The organism is Kiloniella sp. (genome assembly GCF_048259265.1).
Classification (GTDB): domain Bacteria; phylum Pseudomonadota; class Alphaproteobacteria; order Kiloniellales; family Kiloniellaceae; genus Kiloniella.
Genome location: NZ_JBLXHT010000005.1, coordinates 31,178 through 51,948, shown reverse-complemented (window position 1 = coordinate 51,948; position 20,771 = coordinate 31,178). Strand labels below are relative to the sequence as shown.

The 20,771-nt window shown below is 44.4% G+C and carries 19 protein-coding genes; 10 read left to right on the top strand and 9 right to left on the bottom strand.

Translation table 11 applies throughout. From position 1 onward, the window contains the following. Positions 1–3 precede the first annotated feature (3 nt). Both ACN0QW_RS09810 and ACN0QW_RS09805 read right to left on the bottom strand, forming a co-directional pair. A complete protein-coding gene (locus ACN0QW_RS09810) occupies positions 4–597 on the bottom strand; it encodes an SRPBCC family protein (RefSeq protein ID WP_417431029.1) in 594 nt (197 codons plus the stop codon). Between the two features lie 762 nt (positions 598–1,359). After that, positions 1,360–1,551 carry a hypothetical protein gene (locus ACN0QW_RS09805; RefSeq protein ID WP_417431027.1) on the bottom strand — a complete coding sequence of 64 codons (192 nt, stop codon included), beginning with the start codon at positions 1,549–1,551 and terminating at the stop codon, positions 1,360–1,362. A 127-nt stretch (positions 1,552–1,678) separates the two neighbouring features. Here ACN0QW_RS09805 and ACN0QW_RS09800 point away from each other — a divergent pair, with 127 nt between their 5' ends. Next, the gene (locus ACN0QW_RS09800; protein WP_417431025.1) at positions 1,679–2,587 is read left to right on the top strand and encodes a LysR family transcriptional regulator; all 909 of its coding nucleotides are present in this window, start codon (positions 1,679–1,681) and stop codon (positions 2,585–2,587) included. A gap of 23 nt (positions 2,588–2,610) precedes the next feature. Here ACN0QW_RS09800 and ACN0QW_RS09795 read toward each other — a convergent pair whose 3' ends face one another. Continuing rightward, positions 2,611–3,753 (bottom strand): PQQ-dependent sugar dehydrogenase, encoded by a 1,143-nt coding sequence (locus ACN0QW_RS09795; RefSeq protein ID WP_417431023.1) that lies wholly within the window; start codon positions 3,751–3,753, stop codon positions 2,611–2,613. A gap of 239 nt (positions 3,754–3,992) precedes the next feature. On the opposite strand from ACN0QW_RS09795, the gene ACN0QW_RS09790 reads away from it, so the two are divergent. The 4 genes from ACN0QW_RS09790 to ACN0QW_RS09775 all read left to right on the top strand — a co-directional run bounded on the left by ACN0QW_RS09790 (position 3,993) and on the right by ACN0QW_RS09775 (position 6,713). After that, on the top strand, positions 3,993–5,294 hold the full coding sequence (locus tag ACN0QW_RS09790) for an aspartate aminotransferase family protein (protein ID WP_417431021.1): 1,302 nt from the start codon (positions 3,993–3,995) through the stop codon (positions 5,292–5,294). A 272-nt stretch (positions 5,295–5,566) separates the two neighbouring features. Further along, positions 5,567–5,779: a hypothetical protein gene (locus ACN0QW_RS09785; protein WP_417431019.1), complete on the top strand. Its 213-nt coding sequence runs from the start codon at positions 5,567–5,569 to the stop codon at positions 5,777–5,779. A 228-nt stretch (positions 5,780–6,007) separates the two neighbouring features. Next, on the top strand, positions 6,008–6,295 hold the full coding sequence (locus ACN0QW_RS09780) for a hypothetical protein (RefSeq protein ID WP_417431017.1): 288 nt from the start codon (positions 6,008–6,010) through the stop codon (positions 6,293–6,295). 127 nt (positions 6,296–6,422) lie between these two features. Further along, positions 6,423–6,713 (top strand): hypothetical protein, encoded by a 291-nt coding sequence (locus ACN0QW_RS09775; protein WP_417431015.1) that lies wholly within the window; start codon positions 6,423–6,425, stop codon positions 6,711–6,713. Here the strand turns inward: ACN0QW_RS09775 and ACN0QW_RS09770 are convergent. From ACN0QW_RS09770 to ACN0QW_RS09760, 3 genes are all read right to left on the bottom strand, one after another. Further along, complete coding sequence (locus ACN0QW_RS09770; RefSeq protein ID WP_417431013.1) at positions 6,710–7,897, bottom strand: NnrS family protein; 1,188 nt, start codon at positions 7,895–7,897, stop codon at positions 6,710–6,712. The two genes, ACN0QW_RS09775 and ACN0QW_RS09770, sit on opposite strands and share 4 nt — an antisense overlap. Before the next feature lie 122 nt (positions 7,898–8,019). Next, a complete protein-coding gene (gene hemN / locus ACN0QW_RS09765; protein ID WP_417431011.1) occupies positions 8,020–9,369 on the bottom strand; it encodes an oxygen-independent coproporphyrinogen III oxidase in 1,350 nt (449 codons plus the stop codon). 79 nt (positions 9,370–9,448) lie between these two features. Then, entirely contained in the window at positions 9,449–9,916 is a 468-nt protein-coding gene (locus ACN0QW_RS09760) for a c-type cytochrome (protein ID WP_417431009.1), read from the bottom strand. A 398-nt stretch (positions 9,917–10,314) separates the two neighbouring features. Here ACN0QW_RS09760 and acnA point away from each other — a divergent pair, with 398 nt between their 5' ends. After that, positions 10,315–12,993, top strand: coding sequence for an aconitate hydratase AcnA (gene acnA / locus ACN0QW_RS09755; protein ID WP_417431007.1), 2,679 nt, complete (start codon positions 10,315–10,317; stop codon positions 12,991–12,993). Positions 12,994–13,170: 177 nt separating this feature from the next. Beyond that, the gene (locus ACN0QW_RS09750) at positions 13,171–14,019 is read left to right on the top strand and encodes a DUF1223 domain-containing protein (protein WP_417431005.1); all 849 of its coding nucleotides are present in this window, start codon (positions 13,171–13,173) and stop codon (positions 14,017–14,019) included. A gap of 100 nt (positions 14,020–14,119) precedes the next feature. Here ACN0QW_RS09750 and htpG read toward each other — a convergent pair whose 3' ends face one another. Next, entirely contained in the window at positions 14,120–16,036 is a 1,917-nt protein-coding gene (gene htpG, locus ACN0QW_RS09745) for a molecular chaperone HtpG (RefSeq protein WP_417431003.1), read from the bottom strand. 234 nt (positions 16,037–16,270) lie between these two features. Between htpG and ACN0QW_RS09740 the strand changes: the two genes are divergently transcribed. Then, positions 16,271–16,915, top strand: coding sequence for a hypothetical protein (locus ACN0QW_RS09740; RefSeq protein ID WP_417431001.1), 645 nt, complete (start codon positions 16,271–16,273; stop codon positions 16,913–16,915). 48 nt (positions 16,916–16,963) lie between these two features. Here the strand turns inward: ACN0QW_RS09740 and ACN0QW_RS09735 are convergent, their stop codons facing one another. Together ACN0QW_RS09735 and ACN0QW_RS09730 are read right to left on the bottom strand one after the other, a co-directional pair. Beyond that, positions 16,964–17,839, bottom strand: a complete 876-nt coding sequence (locus ACN0QW_RS09735) for a copper resistance D family protein (RefSeq protein ID WP_417430999.1) — start codon at positions 17,837–17,839, stop codon at positions 16,964–16,966. A gap of 14 nt (positions 17,840–17,853) precedes the next feature. After that, positions 17,854–18,147, bottom strand: a complete 294-nt coding sequence (locus tag ACN0QW_RS09730) for a copper resistance CopC family protein (RefSeq protein ID WP_417430997.1) — start codon at positions 18,145–18,147, stop codon at positions 17,854–17,856. 346 nt (positions 18,148–18,493) lie between these two features. On the opposite strand from ACN0QW_RS09730, the gene ACN0QW_RS09725 reads away from it, so the two are divergent. Then, on the top strand, positions 18,494–20,263 hold the full coding sequence (locus tag ACN0QW_RS09725; RefSeq protein ID WP_417430995.1) for a CHASE domain-containing protein: 1,770 nt from the start codon (positions 18,494–18,496) through the stop codon (positions 20,261–20,263). A 46-nt stretch (positions 20,264–20,309) separates the two neighbouring features. Then, positions 20,310–20,747, top strand: a complete 438-nt coding sequence (locus tag ACN0QW_RS09720) for a response regulator (RefSeq protein ID WP_417430993.1) — start codon at positions 20,310–20,312, stop codon at positions 20,745–20,747. Positions 20,748–20,771 lie beyond the last annotated feature (24 nt).

Sequence of the window (20,771 nt, the reverse complement as noted above, 5' to 3'; positions counted from 1 at the left end):
AGATTAACTTAGGGCATAGATCACAATGGCGGCTAATATGACGCCTGCAATGCCGAAGTAGAGGGCATTGTTGTTGGATGTACTTTTTGACGTTTCGGTGTCTAAATTTATTTGGGATGGTGTTTCATCTGGTAACTCATCGGTGGTTTCGCCGACAGGTGAGCCGATATTTTGGGAAAAGGCCTGAAAAAAATCATCCGCCATTTTTTTTGCGGCTGAATCAACTAAGCGAGACCCTATTTGGGCAAGTTTACCACCAACCTTTGCATTTACTGAATAGTTCAACAGAGTTTGCTCGTTTTGGCTTTCCAGCCAAACTTTAGCTTCTCCCTTTCCGAAACCAGCTGCGCCGCCCTTACCTTCGCCAGTTAAAGTGTAGCTATTAGGCGGATTAAGATCTGAAAGGGTTACTTGTCCATTGAATTTAGCTTTCACAGGGCCAAATTTTGCGGTCAAGCTTGCTTTAAATTCATTGTCAGATGTTTTTTCAACGGTCTCACATCCTGGAATTGAGAGCTTTAATATCTCTGGGTCATTCAAGGCTTCCCACACCTTATCCTGAGGGGCCGGGATCAGTTGTTGCCCTTCCATTTTCATAGCAATTTACCTTGTGCGATTTACCCTGTTCGTATCCGCCTTATTTTTTAGCGGTTCATTTCTTGGTGTTTGTTCTAATAACTATTGGTCCTTTAACTATCAGCTATGCGTGAGCAGCTTTCTAGTCCTCTTTTGTCATTACCCAAGTGAAGTGTTTCAACTTTGCGACAAACCAGATGTGATAACATAAAATGCTACTTTTCGGAGTCTCGTGAAGTAACCTTGCTACTTTTTAGTATGGGCGAGCCCTGGGGGGATATCAAGCTGCGTGAAGTGTTTCATCATGGCGAAAATGGGGAGGGAATATTGAAACCCCTTGGCCATATTTCGTTCAATTCGAACAAAACGGGATCTAGATCGCCCAAATGGGGCGACGGATATGTTCTTTCGTATAAGATGAAATTACAAAAAAAAGCCAATCGGCGGGGGACCGATTGGCGAAGTGTAGATACGAAGACATTTGGGGAGGGTGTGAAACGTCACATCGCTAATGTCTCGGCATCAGAGCATCGGGGTAGGATGCATCTTGCTAAAATCTGTTTATACAAGGATATATCCTTGTATAAGGGTCTGAATAAAACTGATACTGGGGTACGGTACTGACGCTAAAGGTACAGACTGGTTGTTCGGATTTAATTTATCTACGAATCAATTCATGATTGTAGTAGGCCTGATAAAAATTAAATAATAATTAAAATTATTCCGTAAGACGCAATAGTGTACGTCTTACGGTTGTTTTTTTGGAAGCTTACAAATATCTCGTTAAGCGGTTCTGGACAGGGCTAGAACATAACGGGTTTTCCAGCTGCTTACGGGTGAAGTCAACGTTTCCAATAATGTTCTGAAAAGTTTATGGGCTTCTGCAGATCTCATTTTGCGGGCATTCTGAAAGTGAACGCTCATATCAGCAGCGGTTAGATCAAAATCGTTCGTAGATTCGATTGTATTTCTCATCTTTCAGGTCCTTCATCTATCTATTTCTTAATCATAAGATATGCCTTTTTTAGGTAAATGATAATAGGTCTTGTTGGATAAGGATTATATAGTTTATTTTGATAATACTATGGATGTGATTAGCGATATGACAGTATTTGTCGAGGTTGTTGCTGCTGGCGGAATGACCGCGGCGGGACGAAACCTCAATTTATCCGCTGCTGTTGTCAGTAAGCGCATTGCTAACCTGGAAGAGCGCCTTGATGCACGCCTTCTGAATAGAACGACGAGACGCTTAAGCCTGACGGATGAAGGCGCAGGTTATTATGTCCGCTGTCAATCCATCCTTGAAGATATAGCCGATGCCGAGGCCGCACTTTCAGGATTGGCCGGGCATGTGAAGGGGACGCTGAAAATAACAGCACCGTCGTCTTTTGGGCGTAAGCATATATCTCGCTTGTTACCAGAGTTTCTCAAACAGTATCCGGACGTATCTATTCAAGTAAGCCTGACAGATCAAATCGTTGATATGGTTCAATCTGGTTTTGACGTTGCTATTCGGACTGGTGAGTTAAAAGACAGCAGCCTGATTGCGCGAAAGCTTAGCCCGGCAAGACGGGTGGTTTGTGCATCACGTGATTATTTGGCGAAAGAGGGTATGCCGAAACATCCGCAAGATCTTATTCATCATAATTGTTTGGTACTTGGATATCCGGGTGGTGTACATGATCATTGGCACTTCAAAGGCCCCGAAGGACAGATCGATGTTAAAGTTAAGGGTAATCTGGAAACAAATAATGGCGAGATCCTGAGGGATGCGACGAAGGCAGGAATTGGTATTGCCATCAAATCCACTTGGGATATTGGGGATGAACTGAAAGCGGGCGAACTGATTCCCATTCTTAAAGAATTTGAGCTGCCGAGTGCCGCTGTTTATGCGCTCTATCCCAATAGAGAACATTTGCCCGCCAAAACCAGATCTTTTATTGACTTCCTCGAAGGGAAATTTGGTAGCGAACCCTATTGGGATCGGGGTATCAGTTTAAAAGATATTTAGCGGCGTGGTTGTTTGTGATTGGTTTATTGCTGGCTTTGCGGTTTGAGGCGATAAAGCGCCCCGTTATTTTCATCTGTCAGGATATGAAGAAAGCCATTAGGGCCTTGTTCTATCGCCCGGATGCGACCGACCTCTTCTGTTAGCAATCGTTCCTCATGAACGACTTTATTGTCTTTTACTTCCTGTCTGACCAGAAGCTTGAATTTCAAGGCTGTGGTGAAAAGGTTACCTTTCCAGTTGCCGAAGACATCCGCTGAATAGAAAGTTATGCCAGCAGGTGCAATAGATGGTGTCCACTGATGAACAGGTTGTGCCATGTCAGGGTGATGTGTTCCCTCCCCGATTGACCCCAGTATGTATTCTTTACCATAGGTGATAACGGGCCAGCCGTAATTTACCCCAACTTGAAGGCGGTTTATTTCATCTCCCCCACGGGGGCCATGTTCACTTACCCACATTTCACCCGTCTTTGGGTGTCTTGTGAGGCCTTGTGGGTTGCGGTGTCCATAAGAAAAAATTTCAGGGAGGGCATTGTCTGTTTCCGAGAAGGGGGCGTTATTAGCGGGCTCACCCTGATCATTCAGCCGTAATACCTTGCCTGCATGTGAATTAAGTTTTTGTGCATTATCACGATTTCCTCGATCCCCGATTGTCATAAACAGATTGCCGTTGCTATCAAACTTGATGCGTGATCCATAATGCTTTGATGTGGTGGATCCGGTGTCTGCAATAAATATGGTTTTAGGATTGATAAGTTCGCCATTGATAAATTTGGCTTGGGCCAATGCAGTTGTTGATCCTTTTTTGAGCGCGTGGCTATAGGTGAAGTAGATCAACTGATTTTGTTCGAATTCAGGGTGAATTGTTATATCAAGTAATCCGCCTTGTCCTCTCGCTCTGACTTCGGGGAAATCGCTCAAAGAAACATCTTGCAGGACATTATCTTTATAGAGCTTCAATCCTTTTTCACGCTCTGTGATCAGTAAAGTCTCATCTGGTAAAAAGACCATACCCCATGGGTGATCTAGTCCATCAGCAAGTAGTTCAAGCTCAAAGGTTTCTTTTTCACTCTGGAACACGGTGGAAGAAGCCACAGCGGTTTGATGGGGGGTAAAGGCCGCCGCGATAAAGGAAAGCCAGATAGTCAAAAATGTCTTTTGTACCATGTCGCTCTCCATATAAAACCTGATGAGTGTATTGAGCAAGTTTACCGAACCACACGTATGATGGCCCAAGATTTAGGATAAAAACAAGTCGGCATGAATTTATTGTGATCAGCATTCTGCGTAGTAAATTTTCCTGAAAACATTTTCTCGCTTTATTAAATTGTTCTCAAAATCACTAACTCCTAGACCTATGGGACACCGAAAACATGTAATCGCAGGGCAAAAATAGGAGAAATGTTATGAGACTTAAACCAGAACAGAACCTAAATAATATTCAAAAAAGAGCGCTAAGTGTTTTTACCGCGGGTATATCTAATGGTGAATTTGGCTTTCCACCTGAAACGTTGATTGAGGTTAAAAAGGGAAAAGGTGCCAAACTCTGGGACAGCGGCGGGCAAGAATATCTCGATTTTTCGATAGGTTGGGGGTCTTGTCTGGTTGGTCATGCGCGAGAAGAAGTTGTTGAAGTAGTTCAAAAACAAGCAGAGTTAGGATCAAATTTTGCTTATTTGAATAATCATGCGCTTCAGCTAGCCGAAGAAATACAAAGAATTGCGCCGGCCATTGATCGATTAAGATTCTGTGCGTCTGGTACGGAAGCAACGATGTACTGCCAACGATTGGCGCGGGCATTTTCGGGTAAGAAAAAGATATTGAAGTTTGAAGGGGCTTATCATGGTGCGAATGAAGCGGGTGTTACATCCCTTTTCCCGCATCAAAATTTATCTTTCCCAACCCCGGAACTCACCTCTGCTGGCACCCCAATGGCGATAGAAAATCTTTTGGTTGCGCCTTATAATGATCTGGAAACAACAAAAGAAATTATAGATAGTTATGCTGATGACATCGCCGGGGTTCTAATGGAACCTTTACAGCGCTGTACGCCGCCAATCCCGGGATTTCTGGAAGGTGTTCGAGGGCTTTGCGATACACATGGTATCCCGCTTATTTTTGATGAAGTGGTCACAGGGTTTCGATTGGCCTATGGCGGTGCACAAGAAAAATACGGAGTGATCCCTGACCTTGTTGCCTATGGTAAAGCTCTAGGAGGTGGGTATCCCATCGGTGCTTTTGGCGGGCGTGCGGATATTATGGACCATGTAAATGAGCATTATATTGGTCAGGATAATTATGTTTGGATGGCCTCGACTCTGGGGGGGAACCCCATTTCTACAGCAGCAGCCAATGCTGCCCTTTCCGTTTATCGTATGCCGGGAATCTATGAAAATTTGTTTGAAAAGGGGGAGTATTTGCGTGCAAATCTAAGGCGTATTCTGAGTAGTTTGGGGGAGCCTGCGCAGGTAATCGGGGATGGCCCTTTAGCGCAGATCGTTTTTACAGATCAAGAGGTTCTCAATTATCGTTCAACGGCGCTGGGGGATAAGAAAAAAGGCCGTACGATGATGTTGGGGCTTTTTAAAAGGGGGGTTTTTCTGAATCCGATGGGAACCAAGCTCTATATCTCAATCGCTCATGACAAAAGTATTTGTGATGCTTTTTTGACGCGTTTTGAAGATTGCTTACGAGAAGATGTTCTCTAACAAAATCAGGCTTTGTTTAAGCTGTTACAGAAAATGAGAGGCGAAAGGATTAACAGCAGAGTGTTATTTTTGTGATTGTCTTAAAATGATCATATTGTTTGCATACTTTTCTTAATTATTCAGGTAACTCTGATGAATAAGTGTTCTTGGCTTGTTCTGGAATTGAGACTTTTCTGTTTTTTTAGATAAATTTTATCTTAACATTTGATCGATCGTGATCGGCAGAGTATCAATTCCTGAATAGATCCTGAAAGTAGTTTAAAGAATGGTTCATGAAAGAGTTCGATCATATGCCTGAGATTGGTGACATTTTTTCTAAAAGGCACGCATCGTACCAAGATTGGGAAGTTGTCGAGGTTTATAAGTCGACAATTGACGGGCTTGAATACGCCCGACTCCGCAATAAAAATATTGGGGATAAATCTGTAAGTGCTGTTGAATTGACGCGTCGTGGTTCTGATTGGTTGCGAAAAGCACCTGTTTGAAGCAAACGATAGATTTTTCGAATTTAAAGCCCGCTGTATAGCGGGTTTTTTATGTTCTGAAAATTTTCTCTAGATAAACAGATACTGCCTGAGTCTGATTTGTGTCCGTAGGGTGACAATTATATGTTAAGCCCCACTGCGCCCCGAGTTGACCTTGATGTGATCGTAGATCCTCCATAATTTCGAGCAACTGTCATAACTTCAATTTATATATTACAGAGGTGCTCTATGAAGGAAAAAAGTCCAGAAAAATTACCCGTTGTTGGTGATGTTTATTCAAAGCGAACTCGTTTTTTACAAGATTGGATTGTGACAGACATTTACAAATCCCATGTTGACGGGGTTATTTACGCACGACTTAAAAACCCATTGATGGGTGAAAAAAATGTCGGAGCTGCAGAACTGGTTCGAAAAAAATCTGATTGGACCAAGAAAACGGTTAATCAGTCTTCGGTTGATCCTGTACTGGATTTCTCTTTGGAGCAGCAAGGCGAGAAAAACCCTCTGAGAGTTTAAGAGCCCTTTTGCTTTCTGAAAAAATGCCAAGCCTATATATAACGCTTGAAATGGTGGGGCTGACCGATGGCTTTTGTCGTGGTTGCTGTTCTATGTGTGACCTTGGTACCGTTGTGACCCTACGAATATGGCTTTTGCGGCGCTTATCTCTGCAACGTTATTAATTCTTCCGTACCTTTTTGATTGTGAAATGACGCTCATCTCAATTCCAATCATTTTACTTGCGATGGATGTTGCACAAAAAGGCGGAGCTATATGGGAAAAAACTATTTTTGTCTGCGGGTTAGTGACGCCACTGATTCTTGCGGGCATAGGACAGAACTTTGATGTTCAAATAGGTTTTCCTGTCATTCTTGCTTTGTTTGTTTTGGTGATTTCACGTGCTGTTTCAGAACTGAGAGCAAAAAGAGCTTCTTAACCAGGCTTTCCATCCAGTCTTGGCTGGCCCATTAAGGGGATGAAATTAAGTAGGTAAAGGCCAAAAGCAAGAACCCAAAAGAGCGAGGATAGGTACAGTAATTGTTCCGAGAAATCGCCTTCAATAAAGGGCTGGATGACACGAAAAATTGCAGAGAAGGTCAGCGCACATAACGCCGTTGTCAGATACAGGTTCGTTTTAAGAACGCTACCCGTATGGCCTAGGCCGGCACGGACCGTGACCACAAGGATCATCGTGCCAATAGCCCCTGCGGTCAGTGCGTGAAGGGCACTTTCCCAGAAGTAGCCATAAGCAATAAAACCATAAGCTTTTAGCGTTAAGCCAATAGGGATCCATAAATAGGCGATGTGCATTGCCCATAGCAGCGGATCAGAAATGGTCATCCAACCTTTCCAGAAATAGAGGCGAACGAGATGTAATCCTGCAAGTAAGGCACAGAAGTATGCAAACAAATAGGGCCAATTATCAGCAACGAATAGATCGCCAATCATCATTATTGCTGTGCCGATGATGCACAGGATACTGAGCTTACTAGGAGCAGATATATCGACTGTTTTCCCTTGGGCGGCGAGGGCGTTACGGGTAAAGGCGGGAATAATACGCCCCCCGATAATAGTGATTAAAAGTATCAAAAGAGATATGGCTGCTTCTAGAACGGTTCTTGATGAATGCGGTACGACCCCTGTATCTGAGAGATAAAAACACAGATTGAAGATGGCAAGTATCATGAATATTCCGGGTAACATAAGGTTTCGTTTGTTCCCGGTTTTAATGAGTATTCTTGCTGTGTAGATCGCTAAAACAGGAAGAAAAAGGAGGTCAATGGTGGCAAGGAAGTTATACGGGAGAGATGTTCCGGCCCATAGAGATAGCCTGCCAAAGAGCCAGAGGCTAAAGAGAGCTATTAATGGTTTGCCAGCTAAAGGTGCTGTATTTGTCCAGTTTGGCATGGCTGTCAGTATGAAGCCAGCTATTGCAGCAACGCCAAAGCCATAGATCATTTCATGCCCGTGAATGAGTGACGGGGTTATGTGCGTTTCATAATCGATGATCCCTGCAAGTATCAGAACCCAGAGCGACAGGACAATCAGAGCATATAGTGCTCCGGCTGTGAAGAAGGGCCTAAACCCTGCGCGCCAAAAGGGTGAACTTGCTAAAATCATGATATCAATGTTCCTTATGGTTACTCTATATCATGTGTATTATATGCATCTATAATACTATGTGACAGAGCCGCGCAGTTTAATTTTCTTAAACAGGATCTACTTAATAAAAAAATGGCTAGTTAAACCGCTTGCGAGTAAGTCATTTCTCTTGACCCATGGTATTCGTCAAACAGGGCGCAGACGGATCTGACCAATGCCCTTGCATCATGTTCTACAATGATAACCCCATTTTGGTATCGGGCTATTTTATCATCGACAAAAGTCTGCAAGGCACTGATTTCGTAGTCGAACTCGTCAATTGAGCTTTGAAATTTATTGCAGATATCAATCAAATCTACCTCATGATAACACATAAGCTGTTCGATAATTGCGGCCCGTAATTTGTCCTGACCTTTGAAAGGAATAGATTTGGCGACGGCAAAATTTCCACTATCAATCGCGGCACGATAGTTTCTGATCGCGACGATATTTTGGACAAACCCGCTTGGAAGCGCACCGATAGAAGATGCGCCAAACCCGATCATCGCGTCTGCTTTATCTGTCGTATAACCTTGGAAGTTACGTCTTAGGGTTCCGTTCTTAAAAGCAATAGCCATGGGGTCATCAGGTTTTGCAAAGTGATCCAGACCAATCCGGACAAAACCATAACTTTGTAATAACTCCGCCGCGGCTTCCTGTTGCTCAAACCTTTCGTTGAAATCGGGGAGGACTTCTTCGGGGATGAGGCGCTGATGAGGTTTTAATGAAGGAATGTGCGCATAGCCAAAGAGGGCAATGCGTTCCGGGGCCATGGTCATGACTTGACGAATGGTTTCCAAAACTGATTCTACCGTTTGATAAGGAAGGCCATACATCAAATCCATGTTGATGCCGTGGACGCCTTCTTCATGCAGCCAATTAGCGACCTTTGCCGTTTGTTCAATTGGTTGAATACGGTTAATAGCTCTTTGTACCTTGTCTTGAATATCCTGGACTCCAAGGCTGGCACGGTTGACCCCACCCTGCGCCCAGGCTCTGATCGCCTCTTGGCTTATATCCCTAGGATCAATCTCGACTGCTATTTCTGCATCATCGGTAAAGGTGAAGGCTTCATGGAATGTCTGAAAGAGTTCTTTTACATCTTCCGGTACTAAAATGGTTGGGCTGCCACCACCAAAATGCATATGATTAACCGGCCGTCCCCGGCCCGTGACATCTGCGGTCATAAGGATCTCTTTTTGCAAAGATCCCATGTACTCTTTTATTGGTTTATATTTTTGGGTGATCTTGGTGTGGCACCCACAAAACCAGCAGAGGCTATCGCAATAAGGGATGTGAGAATACAGAGAGAGTGGCATCTCTTTTGGAATAGCCCGCAGCCAGTCAGTGTAGGTACTGGCCTCAAAGTCGGGCTTAAAAAGATGTGCCGTAGGGTAGCTCGTATAACGAGGAACCCCTTTGTCGTATTTTTGTATGATCTCTGTTTTCATAAACCATGGAATATCCGAACTGTGATTAGCGATCCTTGATTTATGTCAAGAATGAGGAGAGAGGCGTAATCAGAGATGTTTATTGGCTCAGGGATGCTTTGTCTTTGTTTGAGATATTTTTTTGATGCTGACGTATTTCTTTCGGCCATTTACTTTTAATGAAAGCCAGAACCTTGTTTATCTCTGCATCGCGGAGAGTTTTATTAAATGCAGGCATGTTGCTGTTGAAACCTTCTGGGGCGATGGATGTGCCGCCAAACTTTGTTGTATGAAAAAGTATGCGATCTGGGTGGTGCCAGGTATGCCCGTCTTTATTATGAGGTGGTGCACGTAGAGATCCATCTTCTTTCGGGCTACGCCAGTTGGCTTCTCCTTGGAGTTGGCTGCCGTGACAGGATGCACAATTTTGTTGGTAAAGTTTTTCGCCCTCAACAATATTTCCCTCATCAATATTTAATGTATTGATGTAGCCAGAAGCCGAAACCTTATTGTCTGTTTCCGATTTTTGAAAAAGATCTGGGGAGTAGAAAATAAAATAACTCCCCATTATAATACCTATTGCAACTAAGGGGATTATTTTGTGGTACGTTAAAAGTTGGCGTTGGAAATGTCCCCAAAAACGAAAGGCCATTGTAATAATCCCTGTTCAGCTTAACTGTAGTACGTAGAGAATATAATGACAGGATCATAAATGTTCCTCCCGCTGTAAGCTCAAGGGAAAAAAGACAAACCACACTATTAGTAAATGCTAATGATAAACTTAACTCGTTCTTATTTTGTGTCGCGGCATATATTGCTTTTTATCCCTAACGAGGTAACTTAACATTGCATAAGATAAGTAGATGAGAAGGCTTTGTTGGTTCCTCAGATCTAAAGTGATCTAGTTACTGTAAAACAGGAAAAAGCCCCATCTGGAGAGACGTACACCCGCAAGAGGAGATTAAATTGGCTCTTGGTAAGGACACCCTGAATACTCGCCGCCAGCTTAATGTAAATGGCAAGACATACGACTATTATAGTCTCGAGGAAGCTTCCAAGACACTCGGGGATATATCCCGTCTGCCTTTTTCTCTGAAAGTACTTTTGGAAAACCTGTTGCGGTTTGAAGACGATCGCAGTGTCAAGGTTGATGACATCAAAGCGATGGCTGAATGGCTGAAAGATCGTACGTCGGATAGCGAAATTGCCTATCGCCCTGCACGTGTTCTTATGCAGGATTTTACCGGGGTTCCAGCGGTTGTTGATTTGGCCGCTATGCGTCAGGCTATGGTGGAAATGGGTGGGGACCCCAAGAAGATCAACCCTCTTTCCCCTGTCGATCTTGTTATTGATCACTCCGTAATGGTTGATTCGTTCGGCGGCGCAGATTCATTCCAGAAAAACGTTGATCTGGAGTTTGAGCGTAACGGAGAACGGTATTCTTTCCTACGCTGGGGACAAACTGCTTTTGATAACTTCCGCGTTGTCCCCCCAGGAACAGGTATTTGCCATCAGGTGAACCTAGAAAATCTCGCACAGGTCGTGTGGACCAAAGAAGAGAATGGCTCTACGGTTGCCTACCCTGATACGTTGGTGGGGACTGATTCCCATACAACCATGGTAAATGGCCTTTCCGTACTCGGTTGGGGTGTCGGCGGTATCGAAGCAGAAGCGGCAATGCTTGGACAGCCTGTTTCCATGGTAATCCCTGAGGTTGTTGGTATGAAACTTACCGGCAAGATGAAAGAGGGAACAACCGCGACAGACTTGGTCTTGACCGTTACTGAAATTCTTCGCGCCCATGGTGTGGTTGGTAAGTTCGTTGAGTTCTTTGGTGCAGGTCTTGATAATCTGACCTTGGCGGACCAGGCGACAATCGCAAATATGGCCCCGGAATATGGGGCGACCTGTGGGTTTTTCCCAATTGACGCAGAGACTATCAGATACCTCAGCTTTACCTGTCGTGATGCTGACCGGGTTGCTTTGGTTGAAGCTTATGCTAAGGCGCAGGGGATGTGGCGGGAGACAAACACACCTGATCCGATCTTTACATCTTCACTAGAACTTGATCTTTCAACGGTTGAGCCAAGTCTTGCCGGACCAAAACGTCCACAAGATCGTATTTCTCTCAGCAATCTTGCACCAAAATCTATCGAGCTGATCGATGAAGCTTTGGGAGATAAGGCAGGTGATAAATCCTCTGTTGAAGGTAAAGATTACGAGCTGAGCAATGGTGATGTAATGATCGCAGCCATTACCAGCTGTACCAATACTTCGAACCCATCGGTACTTATCGGTGCTGGTCTTGTCGCGAAAAAAGCGGTTGAATTGGGCCTGACTTCGAAACCTTGGGTTAAAACATCTCTGGCACCCGGGTCACAGGTTGTGACTGATTACCTCGAAAAAGCGGGACTTCAGGATTACCTCAATCAAATTGGTTTTGATCTCGTTGGCTATGGTTGCACCACCTGTATCGGGAATTCTGGCCCGCTTGCCGACGAACATATCGTTGCCATTGATAATAAAGAATTACAGGTTGCTGCGGTTCTGTCCGGAAACCGTAATTTCGAAGGTCGTGTTAGCCCGCAGACACGTCTGAATTATTTAGCGTCGCCGCCGCTTGTCGTCGCCTATGCGCTGGCAGGTAATGTAACCATTGATCTTTTGAACGATCCGATTGGGCAGGGCAAAGATGGTCAGGATGTTTATCTAAAAGACATCTGGCCGACATCACAAGAGATACAGGAAATTTCTAACGTTGCGCTAACACCGGAAATGTTCAAAGAGCGTTATGACAACGTTTTTGAAGGTCCCCAGCAATGGAAAGAAATTGAAACGGCGACTGGGTTAACTTATGACTGGAATGACCAAAGTACATATGTTCAGTATCCGCCATTCTTTGAAGGTATGAGCAGGGAAGCTGGCGATCTCAGCGATATCGCTGGCGCGCGTCCCCTTCTGGTTCTTGCTGACAATATCACAACTGATCATATTTCGCCTGCGGGTGCGATCAAAGCTGATAGCCCGGGGGGTGAATATCTTACTAGCCACCAGGTACGTCCAATCGACTTTAACTCTTACGGGTCTCGTCGCGGTAACCACGAAGTTATGATGCGGGGCACCTTTGCTAACATTCGTATTAAAAACGAGATGGTACCGGGTACAGAAGGCGGCTTTTCTAAATACAAAGGCGAAGTTATGCCAGTGTACGATGCAGCCATGAAGTACATCGATGATGGCACGCCGCTTGTTGTCTTTGGGGGCAAGGAATACGGCATGGGGTCGTCACGTGACTGGGCCGCCAAGGGAACCCGTTTGTTAGGTGTTAAGGCAGTTATTGTTGAAAGTTTTGAGCGTATTCACCGTTCCAACCTTGTTTTCATGGGTGTCCTCCCTCTTGTCTTCAAAGATGGTGTAACCCGTGAAACGCTTGGTATTACTGGAGATGAAACGATTGATATTTCTGGTGTTGAAAATGGTATTACGCCGGGTATGGATGTTGACTGTCGTATCAGCCGTCCGGATGGTTCGGTCGAAGATATTAAGCTGAAGTGCCGTATTGATACCGCAGATGAAGTCGAATATTTCCGCCATGGTGGTATTCTTCACTATGTACTGCGTAACTTGATCAATGATGAGACTTAACCACTTGCATGAGTGACAGAAAGGCAGCCCATGGGGCTGCCTTTTTTTGTTGGTTAAGATGAGGTAAATTAGATATCGGGGGTAAACCTTGTTTTGCTCGTGCAGACGTTCCTTGCTCGCGTAAACTTGAATGTGAAGTGACTGGAGCTCTTGCTAAAAGAGGCATAGTCTTTGAATATGAAATATTTAAAGACTCTATTTAAGCGTCCGTTTGTGCAAGTTGCTTTTGTTGTGCTTGGCCTCTCGTCTGCTTGGGCTTATATGGCGATAAGCGGTACCACTAGCGAGGTTGTTCGGGCTGCGGAAAAACGTTTGGCTCAGGGAGAGTTAGTTGTCCAAGCCGCTAATGTTGCTGGGCTTTCCGAAACAGCACCTGTGGTTATTGAACTCTTTACGTCGCAGGGCTGTAGCTCCTGCCCGCCAGCCGATGCGCTTTTAACTGAGCTTGCTGATCAACCCGGAATTATTGCCCTGTCGTATCATGTTGATTATTGGGACTATATTGGGTGGAAAGATCCCTTTTCCAGCCCGGAAGCAACGCAACGTCAGCGTGATTACGGTTCTACCATGTCGTTACGATATGTCTATACACCGCAATTGGTTATTGATGGACGTAAAGAGCTGGTTGGATCCCGACGGGGCGACGTTTTGCTCGGGATAGAAGAAGCTGCCAGAACGGGTAAGGCTGTATCTCTGTCTGTTGCAGGTAATGCCTTTACTGAACAAACGGTAAATTTTAGCAAAGAGCTTCCGCTTGAGGGATCAGCTACCTTGTGGGTGGCCGTTTTTGATGAACAGCACGAGACGGAAATTCAACGGGGTGAGAATAAAGGACTATTTATGGTCAACAGGCACGTTGTTCGTGGGGTTGAGCGTGTAGCTGAATGGAATGGGACAGATAGCTCTGTCTCGTTTAGCTTTGCCTCACTTGGATTATCTCCGAAAGACGGTTATGCCCTGTTGTTGCAAGATGGCAGCGGCGGCGTAATTCTTGGGGCTGTTTTACATGAGAGCAATCCCAGTTAGTTTATAGCCAGAGAGTTGGTTTTCTTCTCCTGTATGAACAAAAAAAGACGGTTGAGCAAAATCAACCGCCTTTTTGATAACTATCCGATAAGAGAAGATCTTATGAAAGACCCTTGCCCATAACGCGGGACATGCGTTGTGCAAATGTCGCTGCATCAGATGGAATCTGTCCTTCGAGAATTCTCGCCTGATCCAGCAAGAGCCAGGCAATGTCTTCAAGCTCTTTGGCCGCGCCGTCTTCTTTGATCAGTGTAGAAAGCCGTTTGACCAGATCGTGTTTCGGGTTGACTTCAAGAACCCGTTTACTGGCTTCATCGACCTGCTTATGACTGCGTAGAATACGTTCCAGATGGATATCCATGTCGCCTTCATCGGCAACCAGACAAACAGCTGAGTCCGTCAAACGCTCTGAACTGCGGATATCTTTTACTTCCCCTTCGAGGGTTAGTTTCATATAGCCGAGCAGGGCGCCAAGTTCCGCTTTGTCTTCTTCTTTGTCTTTTGACGATTCATCTTCGTCATCAGCACCGTCAATTTTGTTCAAATCGGCACCGCCACGGGTAACAGATTTGAAGCCTTTACCTTCGTACTCGTTAATGGATGTTACCCAGAACTCATCAACAGGGTCGTGCAGAACAAGTACATCCACATCTTTGGCTTTGAAGCCTTCAATCTGTGGGCTACGACGCAGAGCCTGCTCATCTTCACCAGAGATATAGTAGATATGCTCTTGGCCTTCTTTCATGTTCTCGAGGTAGTCTGCGAGACTGATCCAACTATCGGTTTTGATGGATTTGAAACGACAGAGTTTCAAGAGAGCATCTTTTTGAGGCAGATCTTCATAGAGACCTTCTTTGAGGACAGAGCCAAAGTTTTCCCAGAATTTCAGATATTCTTCCTGCTCGTTCTCAGCTTTTTTCTCGAGAATGCCAAGGACACGTTTCACAATGCCGCCGCGAATTTTACGCAGCATTGGGTTATCCTGAAGCATTTCACGACTGATGTTGAGCGGTAGATCTTCTGAATCAATGACGCCTTTCAGGAACCGCATATAGGCGGGGATAAGTTCTTGGCAGTCATCGGTGATAAAGACGCGGCGAACATAAAGTTTTACGCCGTGTTTACGATCTGGATGGAAGAGATCAAAGGGTTTGCTGCCCGGTATGTAAAGAAGTCCAGAATATTCTAGGACACCTTCGACACGGAAGTGTTCGCGTAACCATGGGTCGTCATAGGCATGGGCAACGTGATGATAAAACTCTTTGTACTGTTCGTCTGTTACATCGGATTTGCTCCGTGTCCAGATGGCTGAAGCAGAATTCAGCGTTTCCCATTCGCTATCATTTTCTATGATGCCATCTTCGTTTTCTGCCAGTTCGTTTTCTGGGGACGCTTTTTTGAGTCGGATCGGAATTGGAATATGATCGGAATAGGTTTTTATGATGGTGCGAAGACGTAGTTCTTCACTAAACTCTTTTTGCTCTTCTTTTAGGTGCAGCGTGATAGAGGTTCCACGCACGGGTTTCTCAACTTCGGCAATGGTGAATTTGCCTTTGCCATCTGAATCCCATTGCCAACCCTGATCTTCGCCGGCACGACGACTGGTAACGCTGACTTTGTCGGCAACCATGTAGCTGGAATAGAAACCCACACCAAACTGACCAATCAGATTGCTGCCGTCTTTGCTGCTTTCCATCTGTTCCATAAAAGCGCTGGTTCCGGAGCGTGCGATGGTACCGAGATTATCAATAAGCTCCTGGCGGTTCATGCCAATGCCGTTATCGCTGATGGTAAGCGTGTTGGCATTTGAATCTATTTCCAAGTCGATCCTGAAGTCAGGATCGTCTTTCATCAAGTCGCCATCTGTTACTGCTAAATACCGAAGTTTATCACATGCGTCAGAGGCATTGGAAATGAGCTCGCGCAGGAAGATTTCTTTATTGGAATAAAGCGAATGGGCCACGATGTCCAAGAGCCGGGAAACCTCGGCCTGGAAGGAAAGTTGTTCCTCAGACATGATTGTATAATCCACCTTTTAACTATTCGAAATAATATTGCTAATCTCTTGGCCTTATTTATCAAGAGCAAAAGACATATGGCTTAATAAGATCAGTATTTCAAGTCATCTAACCGATGAAGAGGTGTTGGCTGCCTTCTAAGCTATTGCAGGAATTTTGTGTTCCTGTAAAAATGTATAGATAATTTGTTGTGATTGTACAGCCCGTGTGCTCGGGCAAAGGGTTTTATCATTATGTCTAATCGGTTTTCTAAATCGATGTTGGTGGCTTTTTTTTTGATGCTTGGTGGCTGTGCTGCTGGACCGAATTCTTCACCAAATATGGTGTTTGAACGCAAGGGGGTCGCCGTGCCAACCATGACACAATATCAGTATTGTCATGGGTATGGATGCGCGAGACAATTAAGTCTGACCGTGAGTGATGCAGATAAGCAAGGACTGATCAAAGCCTTTGGTGTACCACAAACCCCACAGCAAGAACGGGCTTCTATGGCAAAGGCGGTTGCTTATATGGAGCAAATGAATGCGCCAAAAGCGGGTACCGAAAATGATATTGGTGGCACCTTTACAGGGTATGGGCAGTCAGGGCAGCTTGATTGTGAAGATGAGGCTGTAAACACCACGACAACGCTGATGTTCCTCAATGAATTGGGGCTGATTAAACATCACAGACTACGGTCTCAGGTTACCCGAGGATTCTTTATTGGTGGATGGCCCCATACGTCTGCAGCTGTTGTTGATGTTTCTACGGGGAAAAGTTTTGCGATTGATTCCTGGTTTGAAAATAGCGGTGTAAAGCCGCATATTGTGCCATATGAAATGTGGTCTTCCGGGTGGGACCCTGGGAAAGACGGGCCTATCCCGACTGGGTTGCAATAACCAGTTCGGAAATGAATTGCTTTAAATTCAGATTGGCCCTGATAGGGCTTAACGAAGTCGATGGCCGAGATCTTCTGGCGGAATTATTGTTGTAATCGTTGCTGTAACGATCAGTATTACCAAAACGATTGCTATTTCTATCGTTATGGAACGCCTGAGCTTATCGACCGCTTGTGGATGACCTGTCCTGAATTGTGGCACCAGCCGCAGTTTGTTTAAGGCTGCAAAGCAAAGCAGCATAGCGACAAGATTCGCTTTTACTAAAAGCATCAAACCATAATCAGTTGTTAGTCCCTCTGTCCCCCCTGCAATAAACCAAGCCATGCCGATACCTGTGGCGAGTAATATAGGGACAAGAAAAATTGCAATAATGCCAAATCGTTCCAAGGCATCTGATGCGGTTTGTTTTTTCAGGTTAATAAGTGTGAGCAGGGGAATGAAGCTGCCGATCCAAAAGCAGGCAATAGACAGATGCGCAATAATGAAAATCTTTAACAGCCATACTGGCGAATAAAACCCGGTGTGACCCGATAAGGCATAGGTAACGGGGATCATTGCCAAAATGGCAAAGGCATAGATGGGATGCTCTATTTTTGTTGTCGAGATGATCCCAGCAAACCCTACACAAAGAAATAATTGTGTTTTCCCTGCTGAAGAAGAAAGTACAAGGGCGAGTATGTCGGGATCCTGAAGTGCGGTTAGATCTCCTGCAGAGAGCCAGACTACTTGTGTCCCCATATTTATAATGCTGAGCGTGATACCCAGTAAGCTTGAACCTGTGATGAAGGAGTAAAGCTTTGATCGAATGTCTCTGGTTTCTTTGGCAAATACACGAAGGAAAAGTAAAGTGCCACCAGAAAAGAGGCTACAGTTATAAATAACAGTCTTGAGAGCTGTTAAAAAATATTCCGTATTTTCGATCATATTTATGCTGCTGGCTAAGGAGAAATGGTAAAGGTAATCTCTCCTTTAATGGGGTGCCCGTCTGTGGATATCCCTCGCCATATAACGCGATAGGTTCCTGCGCCTAACGTTGGGGGGAATACGACTTTTTCCTTGATGGGCTTCAGGCTTTTATTTTGTTCGAGAGTGATCTCGTTTCCTTGACTGTCTAACAACTTGAAAGCTGTGATTTTGATGGCTTGAGGGAAGATAAGCTTTATTTCTGGTGGTGATTCTTTGAGTACGGTCTCGTTTGCAGGGATTGTGCGTGTAACATTTGTATGCGCCATACTTATCTCGGAAAAGGATACAATTAATAACAAGGCAAGTATGAACCTGATCGATTGGCGAATAGAAGTGTAGGCGTGCATAGGTCTGTCAATCTGATGCTGTATTTTAAAGAGGTAGTACATTCTTGTCCTTACACCAGCTGTAAGGTCAAGAGGGTTGGTTGAAGGAAAGACTGTTATTTCAAAGATTATATCCTCCTTGAATTGTAAAAAATATCCCTCATAAGCTGTGTGTTAATGTTTTTTAATACCCTTGGTTTAGTGTTAGTTCTAGCTATGTAAGATATTTGGTTGAAAATACCTTGCCTTTGAAACTCTTATCTTTTGAATTATTCGGAAAAAAGTAATGACGGAGGTCAATCAAGCTGATTCTATCGAGGCCGAGCAACGAAGTCAGTTGGTGCGTAAGGGGGCTTTGCACTGGGTTCATTGGCTGGTCGTTTTGCTCTCGATTATCTTGACCGTTGGTGCTTGGTATATTGCACGCGAGCAGGTTTCTCAAAAAAATCAGGAAAAGTTTCAGCGGCAGGTTGAACAAGCTATCGGCTTGGTCGAAGAGAGAATGCATCTTTACGAAAACGCACTTTGGGGTGGAGTTGCGTTTTTGGATGCAAATGGGGAGAAGACAAATTATGCACAGTGGCAGATCTATGCAAATAGCCTTGACTTGGACAAGGTTTATCCCAGTATTAACGGGATCGGTGTGATATATAATATCAAGCCGTCTCAGATGGAAGAGTACCTTGCGTCTGAGCGAAAAACGCGCCCGAACTATACGTTACATCCAAAACATCAAGAAAAAGAATATTGGCCGATTACCTATATTGAACCATCTGAATCAAACGACAAGGCGATTGGTCTTGATATGGCGTTTGAGAGTAACCGCTACACAGCAATCAAAAAAGCAAGGGATACAGGCGGTGCGCAGATTACAAGTCCCATTGTATTAGTTCAGGATGCAAAAAAAACACCTGGGTTCTTGTTTTATACCCCTTTTTATGAAGGAGGAAAAAAGCCAAGTACTGTTGATGCGCGTCGGGCAGATATCGTTGGTGTAACTTATGCTCCCTTTATCATGAGCAAACTGATGCTGGGAACGCTGGCGAGTGAAAATCGTCAGGTGCGAATTGCCATTAGTGATAATGAAACTCTGTTGTATGCAGATGATGAACAAGCTGCAGATGTTTTGAATCCTCGGGATGATAATCCGCTTTTTGTTAAAAATGTTGAGATAGAGATGTATGGCAGAACCTGGCTATTCAATATTGAATCCGGTTTAAGTTTCAGAGATGATCCATCAAACGATCAACCCTCTTGGATTTTGATTGGAGGGTTGATTATTGATAGCATGTTGCTCGGGTTGTTTGTCTTCCTGACACGAGTTAATCGTAGTGCCCTTGCCTATGCAGATAAAATGACTGAGGCTCTGAGAGATGAATCGCAACGTTTGATAAAAACAAATCATGATTTAGAGCAGTTCGCTTATATCGCGTCACATGACCTCAAAGCACCACTTAATTCTATAAATCAAGTTATTAGCTGGATTGAGGAAGATTGTGGTGATTTGCTCCCTGAAAAATCCAAAGAACATATCGACATGGTCAAAGGCCGCTGCCTGCGTATGATGACTTTGTTGAAAGATTTATTGGACTATTCAAAGATTGCGAGATTTGCCTATTCCAGTGAACCAGTCTCTTTGCGAAAAATGTCTAATGACGTTTTGGTTTTACATGGGAAAGATCAAGAATTTTCCTGCACAGCCCCTGATGTCATGATCAATATACCGCGTATACCATTGGATATTGTATTGCGTAATCTTATTTCGAATACAATTAAACACCATGATAAAGAGAACGGTATTATCACGATCAGCTACGATAAAGGAGAGCAGGGACATTTTATTCGGGTCGAGGACGATGGTCCGGGGATCCCGGATAAGATGCATGGCAAAGCCTTGGAAATGTTTCAAACCCTCCAGCCTCGGGATAAGATAGAAGGAAGTGGTATGGGGCTTGCCATGGTTAAGAAAATTGTTGAACACCACAAGGGGACATTTCAGTTACAAAAGGGCAGAGAGCGAGGGGCTTGCTGCATTATTTTTTGGCCTTTTGAGTAGGGGGTATTTTGATAAACGTAACGCTTGAATATATGGAGCTCTATGCATGAAAGCCGATACGAGTGAGATAACCTTATTGCTGGTTGAAGATGATGATATTGATGCCGCATCTATTGAACGCAGCTTTCTAAAGCAACGGATTGGGAATTCTATTGTCAGGGCTCACGATGGTGTTGAGGCTTTGGAGTTATTGAAGAGCGGGGCAGTTTCCTATCCTTTTATGGTTTTATTGGATCTTCAGATGCCAAGGATGAATGGGCTTGAATTTCTTGATAACCTACGTGCGGATCCCGAGCTTGTTGATACCTTGGTTTTCGTTTTGACGACGTCAAAATCCGATCAAGATATGGTTAAAAGTTATAACAGAAAAGTAGCTGGTTATTTTGTAAAAGAAGAAGCTGGGATCAACTTTATTGATGTTGTGAACATGTTTGAAAGTTATTGGCGGGTGTTGCATGTGCCAACCGAACCGCGTGCAATGTAATCGAGTAGGTTTATTGTCGTTGAA

What these genes read in the sequence shown, in the direction of transcription:
- ACN0QW_RS09725 (WP_417430995.1), top strand. Translation starts at nt 18,494, where the DNA reads ATGACGGAGGTCAATCAAGCTGATTCTATCGAGGCCGAGCAACGAAGT.
- ACN0QW_RS09810 (WP_417431029.1), bottom strand. Translation starts at nt 597, where the DNA reads ATGAAAATGGAAGGGCAACAACTGATCCCGGCCCCTCAGGATAAGGTG.
- hemN (WP_417431011.1), bottom strand. Translation starts at nt 9,369, where the DNA reads ATGAAAACAGAGATCATACAAAAATACGACAAAGGGGTTCCTCGTTAT.
- ACN0QW_RS09735 (WP_417430999.1), bottom strand. Translation starts at nt 17,839, where the DNA reads ATGATCGAAAATACGGAATATTTTTTAACAGCTCTCAAGACTGTTATT.
- ACN0QW_RS09795 (WP_417431023.1), bottom strand. Translation starts at nt 3,753, where the DNA reads ATGGTACAAAAGACATTTTTGACTATCTGGCTTTCCTTTATCGCGGCG.
- ACN0QW_RS09730 (WP_417430997.1), bottom strand. Translation starts at nt 18,147, where the DNA reads ATGGCGCATACAAATGTTACACGCACAATCCCTGCAAACGAGACCGTA.
- htpG (WP_417431003.1), bottom strand. Translation starts at nt 16,036, where the DNA reads ATGTCTGAGGAACAACTTTCCTTCCAGGCCGAGGTTTCCCGGCTCTTG.
- ACN0QW_RS09775 (WP_417431015.1), top strand. Translation starts at nt 6,423, where the DNA reads ATGGCTTTTGCGGCGCTTATCTCTGCAACGTTATTAATTCTTCCGTAC.
- ACN0QW_RS09770 (WP_417431013.1), bottom strand. Translation starts at nt 7,897, where the DNA reads ATGATTTTAGCAAGTTCACCCTTTTGGCGCGCAGGGTTTAGGCCCTTC.
- ACN0QW_RS09720 (WP_417430993.1), top strand. Translation starts at nt 20,310, where the DNA reads ATGAAAGCCGATACGAGTGAGATAACCTTATTGCTGGTTGAAGATGAT.
- ACN0QW_RS09750 (WP_417431005.1), top strand. Translation starts at nt 13,171, where the DNA reads ATGAAATATTTAAAGACTCTATTTAAGCGTCCGTTTGTGCAAGTTGCT.
- ACN0QW_RS09780 (WP_417431017.1), top strand. Translation starts at nt 6,008, where the DNA reads ATGAAGGAAAAAAGTCCAGAAAAATTACCCGTTGTTGGTGATGTTTAT.
- ACN0QW_RS09785 (WP_417431019.1), top strand. Translation starts at nt 5,567, where the DNA reads ATGAAAGAGTTCGATCATATGCCTGAGATTGGTGACATTTTTTCTAAA.
- ACN0QW_RS09805 (WP_417431027.1), bottom strand. Translation starts at nt 1,551, where the DNA reads ATGAGAAATACAATCGAATCTACGAACGATTTTGATCTAACCGCTGCT.
- ACN0QW_RS09740 (WP_417431001.1), top strand. Translation starts at nt 16,271, where the DNA reads ATGTCTAATCGGTTTTCTAAATCGATGTTGGTGGCTTTTTTTTTGATG.
- ACN0QW_RS09790 (WP_417431021.1), top strand. Translation starts at nt 3,993, where the DNA reads ATGAGACTTAAACCAGAACAGAACCTAAATAATATTCAAAAAAGAGCG.
- ACN0QW_RS09760 (WP_417431009.1), bottom strand. Translation starts at nt 9,916, where the DNA reads ATGGGGAGTTATTTTATTTTCTACTCCCCAGATCTTTTTCAAAAATCG.
- ACN0QW_RS09800 (WP_417431025.1), top strand. Translation starts at nt 1,679, where the DNA reads ATGACAGTATTTGTCGAGGTTGTTGCTGCTGGCGGAATGACCGCGGCG.